Genomic DNA, 16532 nt, shown 5'->3' on the forward strand with positions numbered 1-16532 from the left:
ATACGAGTCAGGGACACTTGGATTTATTTGGATGGTTGATACATAAGTTCTTTCATTAACGCTTTTTGCACATGCAGGCGGTTTTCTGCCTGTTGAAATACTTTTGATTGCGGCCCGTCAATAATATCTGCCGTCACTTCTTCCCCGCGATGTGCCGGGAGACAATGAAGGAAAATATAGTCCTTTGCTGCATGACTCATCAGTTCGTCATTGACTTGATATTCTTTAAATTCAGCAAGACGTTTCTCTGTTTCTGCTTCCTGCCCCATGCTTGTAAACACATCTGAATAAATAACATCTGCATCTTTTACAGCTGCAACAGGATCTGTTGTCACGGTCACTTCTGCGCCTGATTGTTTTGCAAACTCACGGGCAGTGTCTGTTACTTCTTGAAGTGGTTCATAGCCTTTTGGTGATGCAACCGCAATGTCACAGCCTAGCTGCGCACAGCCGACCATCAAGGAGTGCGCCACGTTATTTCCGTCACCGATATAGGCCACTTTGATTCCTTTTAAAGTACCTTTTGTTTCTTTAATGGTTAATAAATCTGCAAGTGCCTGACATGGATGTGAGTAGTCAGTTAATCCATTAATGACTGGAATAGACGCGTATTGTGCAAGCTCTTCAACCTTCTCATGCTCAAAGGTTCGAATCATAATGCCGTCTACATAACCAGACAGCACCTGCGCTGTATCACTGATGGTTTCACCTCTGCCAATTTGCAAATCATTTGAGCTGAGGAAGAGCGCATGTCCTCCTAGCTGCGTCATCCCCGCTTCAAACGAGACGCGGGTTCTAGTCGAAGATTTTTCAAAGATCATCGCTAACGTTTTCCCTTTGAATAAATCTTGATATGGGTTTTGTTTCATCTCTTCCGCTTTTTCAATTAAATAAGCAATCTCATGGATTGAGAAATCTTTTAATGATAAAAAGTCTTTTCCGTATAATGCCGGTTGCACGTCGACTTGACTCATGCCGTCACTTCCTTTTTATATAATTCATGGAGCGATACTGGTGATACATCTCCATTTTTTCCTTGCAGGAATGCTTGAACTGTTTCATATTCGGTTAGGACTTGAACGCCGTGTGTGAGTGCTTTTACACGCTGCTCTTTTGCCTCTTCATCTTCTCCTAAATGAATATGAAGGGATTTGTCTTCATTCTGCAGCCAAGATTCAAAGCTGCCAGTCCAGACGTCAAAGCCTGCATGCTTCGCTTCATCTATCAATTGCTCGCAGCCTTGCATAAAGAGGCTTCCTTTTTGCTTCCAGATCGGCGCAAACACTTTTTTCAAGGCGCTTTCGGCGTTCTTGCCTACACACATTCCTTCTCCTGTCGCTTTCATTTCAGGTGTCAGCTTGAGGTCGATATCTTGAATGGCATGTGATGAGAACACTGGGAATTTGACCGCTGTCCCCCCTTTGTTTTTCGTTGCAGGGTTTAGTTCTTCAAGCGATGCACCAGCTAATAATTGAGTGGCCATTGGGATCATATCAATGCCCATTACCTTACTGACGACTGGTACAGTCCGGCTTGCCCGCGGATTCACTTCTAATACAAGCGCCTGATCCCCTTTGATGACAAATTGGATATTCATAATGCCCTTGAACGCTAATTTCTTCGCTATTTGTTCAGACGCGGTATGCACCTGCTGTTTGATGTCTTCACTGATTGAGATACTTGGTAAAATGGCAAAGCTGTCACCTGAGTGCACGCCCGCTTTCTCAATATGTTCTACGATGGTTGGAATGAACGCCTTTTTTCCGTCAGAAATAAGATCGACTTCAATTTCTTTTCCAGTGACGTACTCATCAATTAAGATTGGGTATGGCAAATGATCTGGCTGATCAAGCAGTGACGCCAAATGTGCTTCTGACTGAACAATGATCATTCCCATTCCGCCAATGACATACGATGGGCGAATTAATACAGGGTAACCGATGCTTTTCGCATGTACGAGTGCTTCTTCTTTTGAATGAGCCGTATCTCCTTTTGCGTGAGGAAGATTCAGTTCATCAAGAAGCTGATAGAATAAATCACGGTCTTCAAGTGCATCCAGCGTATCAAAGGACGTACCTAACAACGTGACACCGGCTTTTTCCAAGCCTTCTGCGACGTTAATCGCAGTCTGTCCACCAAATTGGACAATGACAAAATCAATCTGTTCTGCTTCCACAACGTTTAGGATGTGCTCTAATGTAATCGGCTCAAAATATAAACGATCGGCAATCTCATAATCAGTACTGACTGTTTCTGGATTGTTGTTCATCATGATGGTTTCAAATCCAAGCTTTTGCAAGGTCAGAACGCCATGAACGGCACTGTAATCAAACTCGACCCCCTGCCCGATTCGAATCGGACCAGAGCCAATGATGAGTGCTCGCTGCTTTGTTTTTTCTTGATGTTCACCATCGCTTTTGCCGAAGTAGGTGGAATAGAAGTAATTCGTTTTTGCATCAAATTCCGCCGCACATGTGTCAACAATTTTAAATGAAGCAGCAATGCTGTATTCTTGACGAAGCTGCCTGATTGATTCTTCCGTGTGACCCGTAAGAAGAGCAATCGTTTCATCAAGGAAACCCTTTTCCTTTACCTTTTTCAAGGTATCTTTTGATAGCGTCCCCTTATGATCTTTCAATTCTTGTTCGAGCGTAATCATATTCTGGAACACATGTAAGAAGAATCGATCAATTTTCGTCGTTTGATGAATCGTTTCAACCGTTTCTTGTCTTGAAAGAAGCTCCATAACAGCGAAAAACCGGCGATCGTCTGGTGTTTTGATGAGTTCAAATAATTGTTCTGTCGATTGCTCTTTTAGTTCTGGCAGGTGGAAGCCCTTCGTTTTAATTTCAAGTGATGCAACTGCTTTTTGAATGGCTGACTCTAAATTACGATCAATCGCCATGACTTCGCCAGTGGCCTTCATTTTTGTGCCTAATTGACGGTCTGCCTGTTTAAATTTATCAAACGGCCAGCGCGGGAATTTCACGACAACATAATCGAGTGCCGGCTCAAAACTAGCATAGGTTGTGCCTGTGAGCGGGTTTTTCAATTCGTCTAGCGTATAACCCACCGCAAGCTTAGCTGCCATTTTCGCAATCGGATAGCCTGTTGCTTTTGATGCAAGAGCGGAAGAACGGCTGACCCGAGGATTCACCTCAATGACAAAGTATTCTTTACTGAGTGGATCAAGGGCAAATTGAATGTTGCAGCCGCCGACTACATCCAGCGCTGAAATGATTTTCAGGCTTGCAGAACGGAGCATTTGGTAATCCTGATCTGTTAATGTTTGGGAAGGTGCAACGACAATCGAGTCTCCTGTATGCACACCAACTGGATCGATATTTTCCATGTTGCATACCGTGATACACGTATTTTGACGGTCTCTCATGACCTCATATTCGACTTCTTTAAAGCCAGCTATGCTTTTCTCAACTAAACACTGGTGAATTGGACTCGCTAAAAGAGCTCCTTCAATGAGCGGCTTAAACGCCTCTTCTGTTAGAGCGATTCCGCCGCCTTTACCGCCAAGTGTGTATGCTGGTCTTAGGATAACTGGGAATCCGACTTCTTTTGCAAATTGAAGAGCATCTTCCGCATTATCCACAATTTCACTATCTGGCACAGGTTCGTTCAAATGCTTCATGAGAGCACGGAATTTCTCTCGATCTTCACCGTTTTCAATGGTTTCAACTGACGTTCCGAGCAGGGTCACCCCATGCTTTTTCAGCACACCGGCTTTTTCCAGCTCGACAGCAAGGTTTAAAGCCGTCTGTCCGCCAAGGTTGGCTAAAAGACCATCTGGTTTTTCCTTTTCAATGATTCTTGTCACTGAATCAACTGAAAGCGGTTCAAAATAGATTTCATCAGCAAATGACTCGTCTGTCATAATGGTTGCTGGGTTATTATTCACTAAGATGACTTTGTAGCCTTCTTCTTTTAAGGCCATACATCCTTGTGTTCCTGAGTAATCAAATTCTGCTGCCTGACCAATGATGATTGGACCAGACCCGATGACTAGAATGGTTTGTATGCTTTGATCTTTAGGCATGTGCGACTTCTCTCCTTGCTTGTTTCACTTTCTCAATAAAATCATCGAATACCCATTCACTTTCAGCAGGCCCTGGGTGTGCTTCTGGATGAAATTGAACTGACATAATCAGCTTTTCTTTATGAATGAATCCTTCTACAGATCCATCATTGACATGAAGGAATTTCACGTCCACTTCTTTGTCATCCATGCTTTTTTCATTCACAACATAGCTGTGGTTCTGACTTGTCATAAAGACACGTTTGGATTCTGTATCCTGGACAGGATGATTCGCTCCCCTGTGGCCAAATGGCAGCTTATACGTATCTCCGCCAAGTGCAAGAGCGATTAATTGGTGACCTAGACAGATCCCAAGTGTCGGAAATGTCATCATGATGTCATGAATTGTTTTTAAATACGGTGTCATGGTTTTCGGGTCTCCAGGTCCGTTTGACAAGAGGATCGCATCCGGCTTGATCTCAAATACCTTTTCCATTTGTTTATATGGAATGACGGTTACTTTACAGCCGCGCGCTGCAAGCGAATCTGCAATTGATTTTTTAAAGCCAAAATCAATGAGCGCCACATGCTCCTCACCGCTGCCTTGTGTGTAGATCTCGCTATCTGTCACCTGTGCGACGACATTGTCTTGTTTCATTGCAGGCGGTGTTTCGTTTTCGTCTACACTGAGCACAGCGTTCATCGTTCCATTTGCCCGGATGTTTTGCACGACTGCGCGCGTATCTGTATGTGTCAGAAGCGGGATATTCCACTTTTGTAAATAATCTTTTAAGCTGACCGCTGCAAGATGATGTGAAAAATGCTCTGCTGCCTCGTACACAACCACCGCTTTTACTTGAGGCTTCTTGCTCTCAAAGTCTTCATGGTTAATGCCGTAATTACCGATCAGCGGATATGTGAAAACAATGATCTGACCTTTATAGGAAGGATCTGTGAGCACCTCTTGATAACCTGTCATACCTGTAAAAAAGACCACTTCACCTGTGATGCCAGCTTCTCCTGTCAGATCTCCTTCAAAAGAGGCTCCATCTTCTAAATTTAAATAACCTTTCATGCTTATGTCACCCCAAAATTGAATAATTAATGATACAAATGTATTTTTATACGTTCGTTTGTAAAAAAATTTACACCGAAACTGTTTTATTGGCTAATACTTGAACAATTGCTTCGATCGCCTGATCCAGCTCTGCTTTCTTCACATTCAGCGGAGGTAATAAACGAATGACATTCGGACCAGCTGGAAGCACAAGCAAACCTTGTTCTCTAAGAGCTGTGATATAGCCGGCGACTGGCTGATCACATTCAATACCTGCCATCAATCCTTTTCCCCGCACTTCTTTTACAATATTCAGCTGTTTGACTTTTTGCAGCTTTTCTAACAGGTAATCACCCTTTTCTTTCACTTCTGAAAGAAACTCTTCTTTAAAAATGACATCGAGTGTCGCATTCACAGCGGCCATGGCGAGCATATTCCCACCAAATGTTGTACCATGTGAACCTGGAGAGAATGCATCTCCTAGAGCTTTTTTCCCTATGACTGCACCAACTGGAAAGCCGTTCCCTAACCCTTTTGCTGCTGAGATAATATCAGGGTCAAGACACGTCTCTTCGTACGCAAATGCTGTTCCTGTACGACCGATGCCCGTTTGAATTTCATCTACAATCAGCAGTGCTTCATGCTTTTTGCAAAATGCTTGAACGGCTTCAAGAAAAGCTGGTGTCGCTGGATTCACTCCACCTTCACCTTGCACAACCTCCAGCATCACCGCTGCCACATCATCGACTGCACAGGCTGACATAGCGTCTGGATCATTAAACGGTACGTAGTGAAAGCCTTCTAGCATAGGGCCAAAGCCAGTTTTGATTTTATCTTGACCTGTGGCAGCCATACCAGCATACGTGCGCCCATGGAAAGAGTGCAAAAATGTGACGATATTTGTTTTCCCTGTCGATTTACGTGCTAATTTAATGGCACCTTCATTTGCCTCTGCCCCGCTATTACAGAAAAACACGAGATCCCCTGAACTGTTTGCTGCCAGCTTTTCTGCTGCTTTTTCTTGCAGTCCATTTTCAAATAGATTCGATACATGCCAGACGTGGTCAAGCTGTTCCTTAATGGCTTGATTGACCTTTGGGTGATTGTGGCCTAAATTTGTAACAGCAATGCCTTGTATAAAGTCTAAATATTTTTTTCCATTTGTATCGATTGCCCAAGAACCTGCTGCCTCTTTAATTTCAACATTCCACCGTCCATAGTTTTGAAAAAGATGACTCACAGGACCGCCTCCTTTTGTTTCACGATTCTTGTTCCTTTAAAGGTTTCTCCTGTAAAGATACTGCCTTTGCCATTTACGATCATCACTTCATCTACATCACCTGATAAAGCACTCAAAGCGGATTGTACTTTTGGAATCATTCCCCCGGAAATAATGCCTTCATCAATGAGTGAAAGGGCTTCTTGTTCTGTGACGACATCTAATAGTTCACCATTTTTTAAAATGCCTTCAACATCTGTGACAAACATGAGCTTATCAGCTTTCATAGCTCCGGCGACAGCTGATGCAGCTAAATCAGCATTCACATTTAAGGTTTGGCATTCTTCCGTCATAGACAGCGGCGCAATCACAGGAATGAATTGTTTCTCCATGAGTGCTTCTGCCATTTCTGGATGAACTTCTTTGATTTCGCCAACGTACCCGTAAACGTCTTGATCAAGGAAATCGGCGACAAGCATCTGCCCATCTTTACCGGATACGCCGACAGATGATATATCATGCTTTGCGAGCTCTGACACAAAGTATTTATTGACTGTTCCTGAGAGAACCATTTCGGCTACCTCTAACACAGGCTTCGTTGTTTTACGCTGACCGTCAACAAATTCTGTTTTCACTTCTAATTTTTGCAGCATGTCGGTGATTTCAGGTCCTCCGCCATGCACGATAGCCAGCTTAAATCCAGCAGCTTGAAGTGAGCGGACATTTTCATAAAATGTATCTGAAAGTTCTCGAATGACACTGCCTCCACACTTGAACACGATCGTTTTATTCATGTCTATCTCCTTCTTTATGTGCGATAGCTCGCGTTAATTTTCACATAATCATAGGTAAGATCACAGCCCCATGCTGCTGCTTCACCATTCCCCTCACTCATTTGAATGAAAATCGTAATCTCATCCTGCTCTAGATATGCTTTTGCTTCCTCTTCTGAGAATGGCTGCGGTTCATTGTGTTTGAACAAACATTGTCCGCCTAAATAGACTTCTACCTCTTCCGGTGTGACGGAAGCTGCGCTATGACCAATGGCTCCAACGATTCGTCCCCAGTTGGCATCCGTACCATATACGGCGGTTTTAACAAGACTTGAACCAACGATTTTTTTTGCAATGATGCCGGCTTCCAAGTTATTTTTAGCACCAGCGACTTTTGCTTCAATTAATTTGGTTGCGCCTTCTCCATCTCTTGCAATCTCTTTGGCTAAATCCTCGCAAGCTAGTTTTAATCCTTCTTTAAACAATGGCCACTCTGGATGCTCTTCATTGAGTGCATCGTTTTGTGCCATTCCATTTGCCATCACAAGCACCATATCGTTTGTCGATGTTTCTCCATCGACGGTAATTTGATTAAAGGTCACATCCGTAATGTCACGAAGCGCTTGCTGTAAGGCTTCCTGTTCGACATTTGCATCTGTTGTGACAAAGCCAAGCATTGTCGCCATGTTCGGGTGAATCATGCCAGAGCCTTTCGCTGCGCCTGAAATGATGATCTCTTTTCCGTCTATCGAAAGGGTGTATGCTGTATTTTTAATGACAGTATCTGTCGTTAAGATCGCTTCTTCAAAATGGCCTTTTTCAGCTTTTGCTTCTTTTAACTCGGCGATGCCCTTTTTGATTTTATCCATCTCCAGACATTCCCCAATGACACCTGTAGAAGAAACAGCAATATAATCAGGTGCTACACCTAACATATCTGCACAGGCTGCCTGCATGTCGTATGCGTCTTTTAATCCCTGCTCACCAGTACATGCATTGGCGATGGCACTATTGACAATGACACCTTTTAATTGTCCTGTCTTTTTTAAGCTTTGTTGTGTGACTTTGAGAGGCGCAGCTTGAAAGTGACTTTGTGTGTAGACCGCTGCACTTACTGCTGGTACTTCGCTGACGATGAGGCCAAGGTCTTTTTTTGAATAGCGCAAGCCAATGTGAATCCCCTTTGCTTCAAAGCCTTTTGGTGATGATACGTCACCGTCTATTTTGACAATGCTTTTTTCATTCAATTCGATCATGTTTGTTGTCTCCCCTGTTCTCTTATGGATAAAGAGGTGTCATTGTGAGGCCCGCCTCTTCATGTAAGCCTTTGATGATGTTGAAGTTTTGAACCGCTTGACCGGCCGCACCTTTCATGAGATTGTCTATGACCGACACGATTGTCAGTCTCCCTGTTCGCTCATCTAAATGAAAGCCAATATCACAGAAGTTACTGCCGTATACTTCTTTCGTTTGTGGATAAACGCCGTGATCTCTCACTCTGACAAAATAGGAATCTTCATAAAAGTCTTTCATTCGCTTCATCAATTCTTCTTTTGTGACATCTGTTTTTAATTGTGTATACATCGTCGCCATAATCCCTCTTGTCATCGGGACAAGGTGCGTAGAAAATGTGACGTTCGCCGTCTGTGGATTCCATTCTCTTAATATTTGCTCTATTTCTGGCGTATGCTGATGCTCATTCACCTTATAAATTTTAAAGTTATCGTTTAGTTCTGAAAAATGCGTGCCAAGTGAGGCAGATCGTCCGGCACCGGACACCCCTGTTTTTGCATCTATTATAATCATGGATTCATCGATGACATTCTGTTTGATGAGCGGTGCTAAACCGAGAAGAACTGCGGTAGGAAAGCAGCCCGGGTTGGCAATCACTTCAGCCTGTTGAATTTTGTCACGATTCAGTTCGGATAAACCGTACACCGCTTGTTGAACAGATGCTCTATCCGCTGCCCTTCGTTTATACCATGCTTCATAGGTTGCTCCATCTTGAATGCGCAAATCACCTGATAAATCAATGATCGGCACTCCTTGATTCATAAGCTTTGGCGTCAGTTCACTTGATACGCCTGCTGGTGTCGCTAAAAACACAGCATCTGTCTCTCGCACAATGGCAGCCGGGTCAATGGCTTTTAATGTTTGGTCAGTAATCGTTGTCAGATGCGGATAAGATTGACTGTATGATTGCCCATCACCACTTGATGAATACAATATACATTCCTCCACATGCGGGTGATGCTTGAAGATACGAACCAATTCCGCACCACCGTACCCTGTAGCACCTATAATACCTATTTTCAACGTCAATACACCCTCTTGATCTTTGTGAAATTATTTAACATTATAACATGTATAAAAATTAATTCAATTGTATATTTAATATTTGTTTTCATTTTTTTTCAACAAAAAAACCGCATATCTTCATGAGACATGCGGATTTATCTTTCGTTTTTGATATAGAGGACCATGAGTGCACTGCATAAATATAATATGGAGCTTGCATAAAAAATGAAGTAAACGGTAAAGAAATCAGCAAACAGGCCGCCAAGCATAATGGCGATGGATGAAAATAGGGCTGTCCAAAAATGATAGTGACCGACTTCTTTCATTCGTTTGTTCTCTGTTGTGAGATCAGTAACAAGCAGTTTCTCCCCATGTTTTTGAAAGCCGCCAAGTGCACCAAGTGCAAGCTGGATTATATACACTTGCCCCACTTCTGTTATATGCGGAAAAAGCAGTAAAAGAAACGCCATACCAAACGAATGAATGATTAAAAAGATCCTTCTGTCGGTGGTTTCTGGCAGTTTCCCTAATAGTAAATGAATAAACGCACCGCTTAAACCAAACAGACCATAGGCGAGTCCAAACTGTGAATAGCTTGATCCAACATTTTTAATAAAAAGAATGTAAAAAGGAAATATCAAACTGCTGGCGAAAAACAGCAGACTTTGTGAGTAGACAAACCATTTCATTGCTTTTGCATTCATTGTGTATTGTACCTCTCATAAAAGTAGTTGGTAAACGTACCATCTGGATCTGCTTGTTTTTTCTTTTGGAAAAATACATCAGTTTTAGGGTAAGCCCTCTTCATTTGCGCCTTCGTTTGATAAGGCATGTACGGTAAGTAATAGCTTCCATCGTGCCGCAGCGTGATATCTGTCATTTTTCGAATGATCCGCTCTGCTTCCGCTTTCTCTTCTTTTTCAAACCCGTAATTCACTAAAAGCACGAGGGCAAACATATCTTGTTTCGCATATGAGAGATCCGCTTTTTCATTTTTTTGAACATAGCGGATTGTGATATTCATTAAATTCAAATCTTCCTGTTGTAAAAAGGCTCTCATGTCATCGATGTACGCACGAAAACCGTCAACTGGGACGAAATATTCCTGCAGCACATCTGTGTCTGACTCATTTTCATATTCTAAAAAGGCTGAATCAGACCGCATCACATTGTTTCTTGTGATCAGCTGATCATTTTGACTTAGGAAATACTTTTTTTGCAAATTCCAGAGCAGATCTTTCCCCATATCAAATCTTCTTGAAAGGCCGAGCATAAATTTTAATGGCATGACGAGTTGATCTTCTTTAAGCTCTTGATATGATTCCATTTCTTGATCTGAAGTGAGAGAATAATTCGTCACATACATCTCTTTCAAAAAATTTGTTTTTGCTGTGGAGATTCTGGCAAGATGCATGCGTACTTCTTTATTGTGTTTGACATGCTTTTGAAAATACTCCGTATACTCATCGTAACCCAGAGAGGTTGTCTCCATTTTATATAATTCATCTTTTGTTAAAGAAAGCTCAACATCTAAAATGACACCGAACAATCCGTATCCCCCAATGACCGCAGAAAACAAATCATCGTCTGGTTTTACTGTGACAATCTCACCATCTGCTTTTAACAGCCTAAAGGAACGTACTGTATCAATGAGTGACCCGTAGCGAATGTCACGTCCATGTGCGTTTGCACTTAAAGATCCGCCAATTGTAAAGATATTCTGCGATTGCATCACCTTCACAGCAAGTCCATATGGATTTACATATTTTTGTATATCATCCCATGTAGCACCGCTTTGAACTCGAATCGTTTTCTTTTTTGGATCAAACGCTAAAATCTGGCGGAATTCCGTCATATCGAGCACGATGCCGTTTTCATAATATGTGTGGCCGCCCATGCTATGCTGTTTGCCGGCAATAGAAATCGGCAGGTGTTTAGCTTTTGCTTCTTTCAATACTTCTTTTAACGTGTCTACCTCTTTCCCTTGAACAACTTTTTTGATTTTGACAGGCATGAGATGACTGACATCAGTAAAAGCCTCAAGATCCTTTTTTTTGTGTACTTGGCCTTCTCGTATAGTGATGGATATAAGAAATGCAGCAGCATATACGATCAAAAGAACGATCCATAGCCATTTTTGTTTCATGATAGGTACTCCGTTCTATAAAATTACATCCATTATATCAAGCTACTCTCTTCCCCCACCTTAATTTTTCATTAAAAAAACCTGGCATGAGTTCAACTCATACCAGGCATTTTTGCTTATTGAATACCGAGCGCGATTTTTGCGTATCTTGACATTTTGTCTCGTGTCCAAGGCGGATTCCATACGATGTGAACTTCTGTTTCTTTTACTTCTGGAAGATCACTTAATGCTTTTTTGACTTCATCCACGATAATTGGTGCAAGAGGACAACCCATTGATGTTAAGGTCATGGTGATATCCGCTTTTCCATTCTCATCAAGATCGACATCATAGACAAGTCCAAGGTTGACGATGTCGACATTCAGCTCAGGGTCAATCACCTGTTCTAGGGCGCCTAAAATATTTTCTTTCAATGCTTCATCCATGATATCCACTCCTTTTTCCATTAGTATAACGTACTTTTTCTTATGACTAAACGTTTGTGCTTTTCAGATGTGTCACAAACCAGTCAATCGTTTCAAACATCGCTTGTCTTGAGACTTTATGGCCTGCTTGTCCATCAGTAATAAAGCGAATCAGATGCGGATCCTGCTTATATTGTGTGGCCGCTAACTCATCATATAGGGATTTTGCGTGCCGGTAAGGGACGACAGGATCGTTTTCTGCATGCCAGAATAACAGCGGTCTTTTGTTTAATCGATCCGTTTGCAGCGTTAAATCATATGGGCGCAGGGCGTCTAATTGCAGATGAACCTCTTCGTCTGTAATGTCTTTCATTAACCCTTTGTGACGCATGTCCATGATTTGTGCTTTTAGAAACGTCGTATAGTTTGGACTTCCCATCAAGCTGACAGCGGCTTTGATCCAATCATGCTTGGCAAGTGCACCAAAGGTGGTGATGCCGCCCATGGATGTACCCGCAACGCCTATCAGATCGGCTTCAATCAATTGTTTTTCTTGAAAGTATGTTTTAAGTATATCGATTTCACGAATTTCGTTCAGCACAATTTCCCAGAACTTTGATGCCAGTTCCTCTAAGCTGAGGTTTTCTGACCTTACACCATGATAAGCACAGTCAGGCAAAATGACTCTCATGCCTTTTTCCGCCAAATGGAAGGCGAAGTGTAAATTATGCTCGCGTGCACTTGTAAATCCATGAATAAAAAATACAAGCGGCAGCGGTTTGTCTTTATTTTCAGCTTTTACGATATGTAAAAATGGAATATCGCGCGTAATTTGCTCATCAATGGTGATCACAGCCTATGAATCCTCCTTTATCATTCCCGTCTTTGTTTATTTTAACATGTAGACAACAAAGATGTGATAAAGATACACTATAGATAGAGGCGCTAACATGAAATTGCCTCCTATCACTTACAGATCAAAGGAGATTTTATGGAGACTAAACCTTATCTAATCGCACTTGACCTGGATGGCACATTATTAAAAGATGATAAAACCATTTCTGCGCACACACTTGACGTCATTCAAAAAGTGAGAGACAGCGGTCATCACGTCTGTATATCAACAGGCCGGCCATTTCGATCCAGCTCTCCTTATTATCAGCAATTACAGCTTGATTCACCCATTGTGAATTTTAACGGAGCGTTTGTCCATCATCCTCTTGATGAAAAATGGGGCAGATTTCATACGTCACTTGATCTTCAAGTGGTCAAACAGCTTGTAGACATTAGTGAAGAGTATAAAGTGCACAATGTGTTGGCTGAAGTGTTAGACGATTTGTATTTTCATTATCATGATGAAAAACTCATTGATATCTTTAATATGAATGCAAACAAAGTCACTGTTGGAGACCTTAGGGACAACCTTGGAGAGAATGTGACGAGCGTGTTAATCCATGCAAAAGAAGAGGACGTCGGAGCCATTCGAAGCTATTTATCAGATGTTCATGCAGAAGTGATTGATCACAGGCGCTGGGCTGCCCCGTGGCACGTGATTGAAATCATTAAAACAGGCATGAACAAAGCCGTTGGACTGCAAAAAATCAGTGATTATTACGGTGTTCCTAAGGAGCGGATTGTCGCATTCGGAGATGAAGACAATGATTTAGAAATGCTTGAATTTGCTGGTTGCGGTGTAGCAATGGGCAACGGAATTGATGCCGTGAAACGTGTCTCAAATGAAGTCACTGATACAAATGAACAAGACGGGATTGCGAAGTTTCTAACGAATTACTTCTCGCTTTAATTTTTCCATTCATACATAGCAGATGGAAGCGGGCATACTACCGTTAGACAGGTTGTCCTGTCAGCTTGTGTAAAGGGGCGGATTCCGAATGGGTAAAAGAAGCAAATCGAAACGCTTTATACAACAAGGTAAAGATTCAGTCAGTCTTCATGACGCACGTTTTCCTTATCGTTCGACACTTGAAGAAGCGTCAGACAGAGGGAATATGAAGACTGATGCTTCTGGAGGTTCATTGTGAGAAACGAACTTTTTGATCAAGCCAAATCGTTTACTGAAGAAGCTCTTACTTCTTCATTTTCATCTGGGTTAGAGCGTCAACAGGCAGTAAAGCGAGCGAAAAATGCCGTATCCTCTGCATTTGCCAATTCGACAGATGCAGAAAGAAACCAGCTGCATACCTTCCAAGACTTGCTCGATGATCTCTAACATAAAAAAGCTGTCCACAATAGATGGACAGCTTTTTCTGATTCCTGCACTTATTTGACTTGGAACGTTTTCTTCTCCGTGATTTGTTTCAGCCCTTCTGCTTTTCCTTTAAACGTAACGACTGCTTCGTACGTTCCGGGCTTTACTCCGTTTGACCACGTATCTTGAAAATCATAGGCCTCGCCTTTTTTCAGTACGAAAGATTGGATGGCCTGTGTGAACATACGGTCTTTCGAATAGCGGTATTGTTCATTTCCGTTTTCGTCATACACACTAAGTTCGAATTTTTGGCTTGTGTTAAAGGTAAATTCAATATCTCGATCTGATTCATTTTTCAGTGACATGTTAAATTGAACTGAAGAACCTTTCTGGACGGGGTCTACTGTGAGCTCAACCGTTTTTTCTCCCATTTGACCGGATACCTCCTTGTCTGGTTCATCCTTTTTTTGTTGTCCACAAGCGGCTAAAAGCAATAGAATGAGAAGAAGCACCAACCCTTTTTTCATCTGCTACCCACCTTTTAGTCTCGTCTGAAAAATCCAAGAATATTGGTTGTCTGCACAATATTTGTAAAGGCTTTTGGATCGACTTCTTTAATAATTTGTTCAAGTTCATACAGCTCATACCTTGTAATAACGATCACCATCATTTCCTTTGGCTCGTTGGTGAATGCGCCTTTTGCAGGTACAGTTGTAATGCCTCTGACCATTTTTCCATAAATGGCTTCTTTGATTTCATCTGCTTTCTTCGTGACAATCATCGCGGTCAGCTTCTCATGTCTTGTATGGATGGCATCAATGACCCTTGTGGTCACATATAATGTGACAAGGGTATATAATGCTTTCTCCCAACCTTGTAATAATCCTGCTGTAAAAATGATGATTCCATTTAAAATGAAGAAATACGTGCCAACTGGTTTATCCTTCCACTTCGCTAAAACCATAGCAACAATGTCAAGTCCGCCTGTCGAAGCCCCGTATTTGAGCGTAATTCCAATTCCTACTGCGGATATGACACCGCCAAACACAGCATTTAATAAAATATCGTGGGAAACACTCGTTTCTGGTAAAATGCCAAGGAAAATGGTCGTCAGTGCAACACTGATGATGCTGTACAAAGTAAAGGAACGGCCAACTTTCATCCAACCTAAAATGCCGACTGGAATGTTTAAAATAAATAATAGAATCCCTGTTGATACATAAAATGGCGCATATTGATCGATTAAGCTGGATAACAGCTGGGCTACCCCTGTAAAACCGCTCGCATATACGTCAGCTGGGATTAAGAATAAATTCAGTCCAATCGCATTGAGTAATGCACCAATAACGACGACAATGAGTTTTTTTGCTTCTCCAATGAACATGTTGTCATTCCTCCACTTACCATTCTCTCTATGGTTTTCCCTAAAATTTAGAATTTGAACACGAAAAGATGATTTCTATGATATAGTTAGGCTAAAAAGATGTAAAATATGGCTTATTTTTTAGAAAGAAGGGATTTATATGACTGTTCATATCATAGCAGACAGTGCTGCTGATCTGCCTCTTTCTTATTATGATGAACATAACATAACGCTCATTCCGCTTCGCGTATTGCTTGGCGAGCAGGAATTTGAGGATTTGATCACCATTGAACCAAAACAAGTATTTGATGCGATGAGACAAGGAGCCAGTCCAAAAACGTCACAGGCTTCACCAAACCGGATCAAGGAAACCTTTGTTTCCGCCGCTCAAACCCATACATCTGCCATCTATGTCGCTTTTTCATCAGAGCTTTCAGGTACATACCAGACAGCTGTGATGATGGCAAACGAAGTGAAGGAAGAATACCCTGATTTTGATTTACGAATCATTGATTCTAAATGCGCTTCACTCGGCTATGGGCTTGCTGTCAAACACGCTCAATCACTTGCCATTGACGGAAATACAATACAAGAAATTGAAACGTCTGTAAAGCATTTTTGTGAATCTTTACAACATATTTTTACTGTAGACGATTTATCGTATTTAGCAAGAGGCGGAAGAATCAGTAAAGCGTCCGCATTTGTTGGCGGTTTGTTAAGCATTAAGCCCATTTTACATGTCGAAGATGGAAAACTCATCCCGCTTGAAAAAATCCGCGGACGTAAAAAGCTGCTGAAGCGCATTATTGAACTAATGAAAGAACGCGGAACGGATTGGTCGAACCAAACGGTTGGTATTAGTCATGGTGATGATCCTGCACTGGCGGAAGACATGAAACAGCTGATCGAAGCCGAATTTCATCCAAAGGAAATTGATATTCAGATCATCGGCGCCGCTGTTGGGTCCCATTCAGGACCTAGCACGCTTGCAATCTTTTTTACAGGCAAATGATCATAAAAAGCACCCTTCCCT

General features: G+C 42.0%; 17 protein-coding genes. 4 read left to right on the top strand and 13 right to left on the bottom strand.

All coding sequences use genetic code 11. From position 1 onward, the window contains the following. Positions 1–23: 23 nt before the first annotated feature. From argF to EV579_RS03985, 11 genes are all read right to left on the bottom strand, one after another. Complete coding sequence (gene argF / locus EV579_RS03935) at positions 24–974, bottom strand: ornithine carbamoyltransferase (protein WP_041110110.1); 951 nt, start codon at positions 972–974, stop codon at positions 24–26. Continuing rightward, positions 971–4051 carry a carbamoyl phosphate synthase large subunit gene (locus EV579_RS03940; protein WP_133743992.1) on the bottom strand — a complete coding sequence of 1027 codons (3081 nt, stop codon included), beginning with the start codon at positions 4049–4051 and terminating at the stop codon, positions 971–973. Before EV579_RS03940 ends, argF begins: the two co-directional genes overlap by 4 nt. Beyond that, positions 4044–5105, bottom strand: coding sequence for a carbamoyl phosphate synthase small subunit (locus EV579_RS03945; RefSeq protein WP_133743993.1), 1062 nt, complete (start codon positions 5103–5105; stop codon positions 4044–4046). Before EV579_RS03945 ends, EV579_RS03940 begins: the two co-directional genes overlap by 8 nt. 70 nt (positions 5106–5175) lie before the next feature. Continuing rightward, entirely contained in the window at positions 5176–6327 is a 1152-nt protein-coding gene (locus tag EV579_RS03950; RefSeq protein WP_133743994.1) for an acetylornithine transaminase, read from the bottom strand. Further along, positions 6324–7100, bottom strand: coding sequence for an acetylglutamate kinase (argB, locus tag EV579_RS03955; protein ID WP_025093396.1), 777 nt, complete (start codon positions 7098–7100; stop codon positions 6324–6326). The genes EV579_RS03950 and argB overlap by 4 nt, the downstream gene beginning before the upstream one ends. 14 nt (positions 7101–7114) lie before the next feature. Then, positions 7115–8335: a bifunctional ornithine acetyltransferase/N-acetylglutamate synthase gene (gene argJ / locus EV579_RS03960; RefSeq protein WP_133743995.1), complete on the bottom strand. Its 1221-nt coding sequence runs from the start codon at positions 8333–8335 to the stop codon at positions 7115–7117. Positions 8336–8357: 22 nt separating this feature from the next. Continuing rightward, positions 8358–9395 (bottom strand): N-acetyl-gamma-glutamyl-phosphate reductase, encoded by a 1038-nt coding sequence (gene argC / locus EV579_RS03965; protein WP_208300726.1) that lies wholly within the window; start codon positions 9393–9395, stop codon positions 8358–8360. A gap of 137 nt (positions 9396–9532) precedes the next feature. Beyond that, positions 9533–10081, bottom strand: a complete 549-nt coding sequence (locus EV579_RS03970; RefSeq protein WP_133743997.1) for an MFS transporter — start codon at positions 10079–10081, stop codon at positions 9533–9535. Further along, entirely contained in the window at positions 10078–11523 is a 1446-nt protein-coding gene (locus EV579_RS03975) for an FAD-binding oxidoreductase (RefSeq protein ID WP_133743998.1), read from the bottom strand. Before EV579_RS03975 ends, EV579_RS03970 begins: the two co-directional genes overlap by 4 nt. 116 nt (positions 11524–11639) lie before the next feature. Beyond that, the gene (locus EV579_RS03980) at positions 11640–11948 is read right to left on the bottom strand and encodes a metal-sulfur cluster assembly factor (protein WP_024425066.1); all 309 of its coding nucleotides are present in this window, start codon (positions 11946–11948) and stop codon (positions 11640–11642) included. 46 nt (positions 11949–11994) lie between these two features. Beyond that, positions 11995–12780: an alpha/beta fold hydrolase gene (locus EV579_RS03985; RefSeq protein WP_024425067.1), complete on the bottom strand. Its 786-nt coding sequence runs from the start codon at positions 12778–12780 to the stop codon at positions 11995–11997. 138 nt (positions 12781–12918) lie between these two features. Here EV579_RS03985 and EV579_RS03990 point away from each other — a divergent pair, with 138 nt between their 5' ends. The 3 genes from EV579_RS03990 to EV579_RS04000 all read left to right on the top strand — a co-directional run bounded on the left by EV579_RS03990 (position 12919) and on the right by EV579_RS04000 (position 14157). Next, on the top strand, positions 12919–13731 hold the full coding sequence (locus EV579_RS03990; protein ID WP_024425068.1) for a Cof-type HAD-IIB family hydrolase: 813 nt from the start codon (positions 12919–12921) through the stop codon (positions 13729–13731). Between the two features lie 88 nt (positions 13732–13819). Further along, positions 13820–13969, top strand: coding sequence for a hypothetical protein (locus EV579_RS03995; protein ID WP_024425069.1), 150 nt, complete (start codon positions 13820–13822; stop codon positions 13967–13969). Continuing rightward, positions 13966–14157, top strand: coding sequence for a DUF3813 domain-containing protein (locus EV579_RS04000; RefSeq protein WP_024425070.1), 192 nt, complete (start codon positions 13966–13968; stop codon positions 14155–14157). Before EV579_RS03995 ends, EV579_RS04000 begins: the two co-directional genes overlap by 4 nt. Positions 14158–14207: 50 nt before the next feature. On the opposite strand, the gene EV579_RS04005 is transcribed toward EV579_RS04000, so the two are convergent. Next, positions 14208–14663 carry a BsuPI-related putative proteinase inhibitor gene (locus EV579_RS04005; RefSeq protein ID WP_073204681.1) on the bottom strand — a complete coding sequence of 152 codons (456 nt, stop codon included), beginning with the start codon at positions 14661–14663 and terminating at the stop codon, positions 14208–14210. Positions 14664–14677: 14 nt separating this feature from the next. Further along, positions 14678–15520 carry a YitT family protein gene (locus EV579_RS04010; protein WP_056766136.1) on the bottom strand — a complete coding sequence of 281 codons (843 nt, stop codon included), beginning with the start codon at positions 15518–15520 and terminating at the stop codon, positions 14678–14680. Positions 15521–15659: 139 nt separating this feature from the next. Here EV579_RS04010 and EV579_RS04015 point away from each other — a divergent pair, with 139 nt between their 5' ends. Continuing rightward, on the top strand, positions 15660–16511 hold the full coding sequence (locus tag EV579_RS04015; RefSeq protein WP_024425073.1) for a DegV family protein: 852 nt from the start codon (positions 15660–15662) through the stop codon (positions 16509–16511). Positions 16512–16532 lie beyond the last annotated feature (21 nt).

It is taken from the genome of Bacillus sp. BK450, from assembly GCF_004364885.1.
Taxonomy (GTDB): Bacteria; Bacillota; Bacilli; order Bacillales; family Bacillaceae; genus Bacillus; species Bacillus safensis.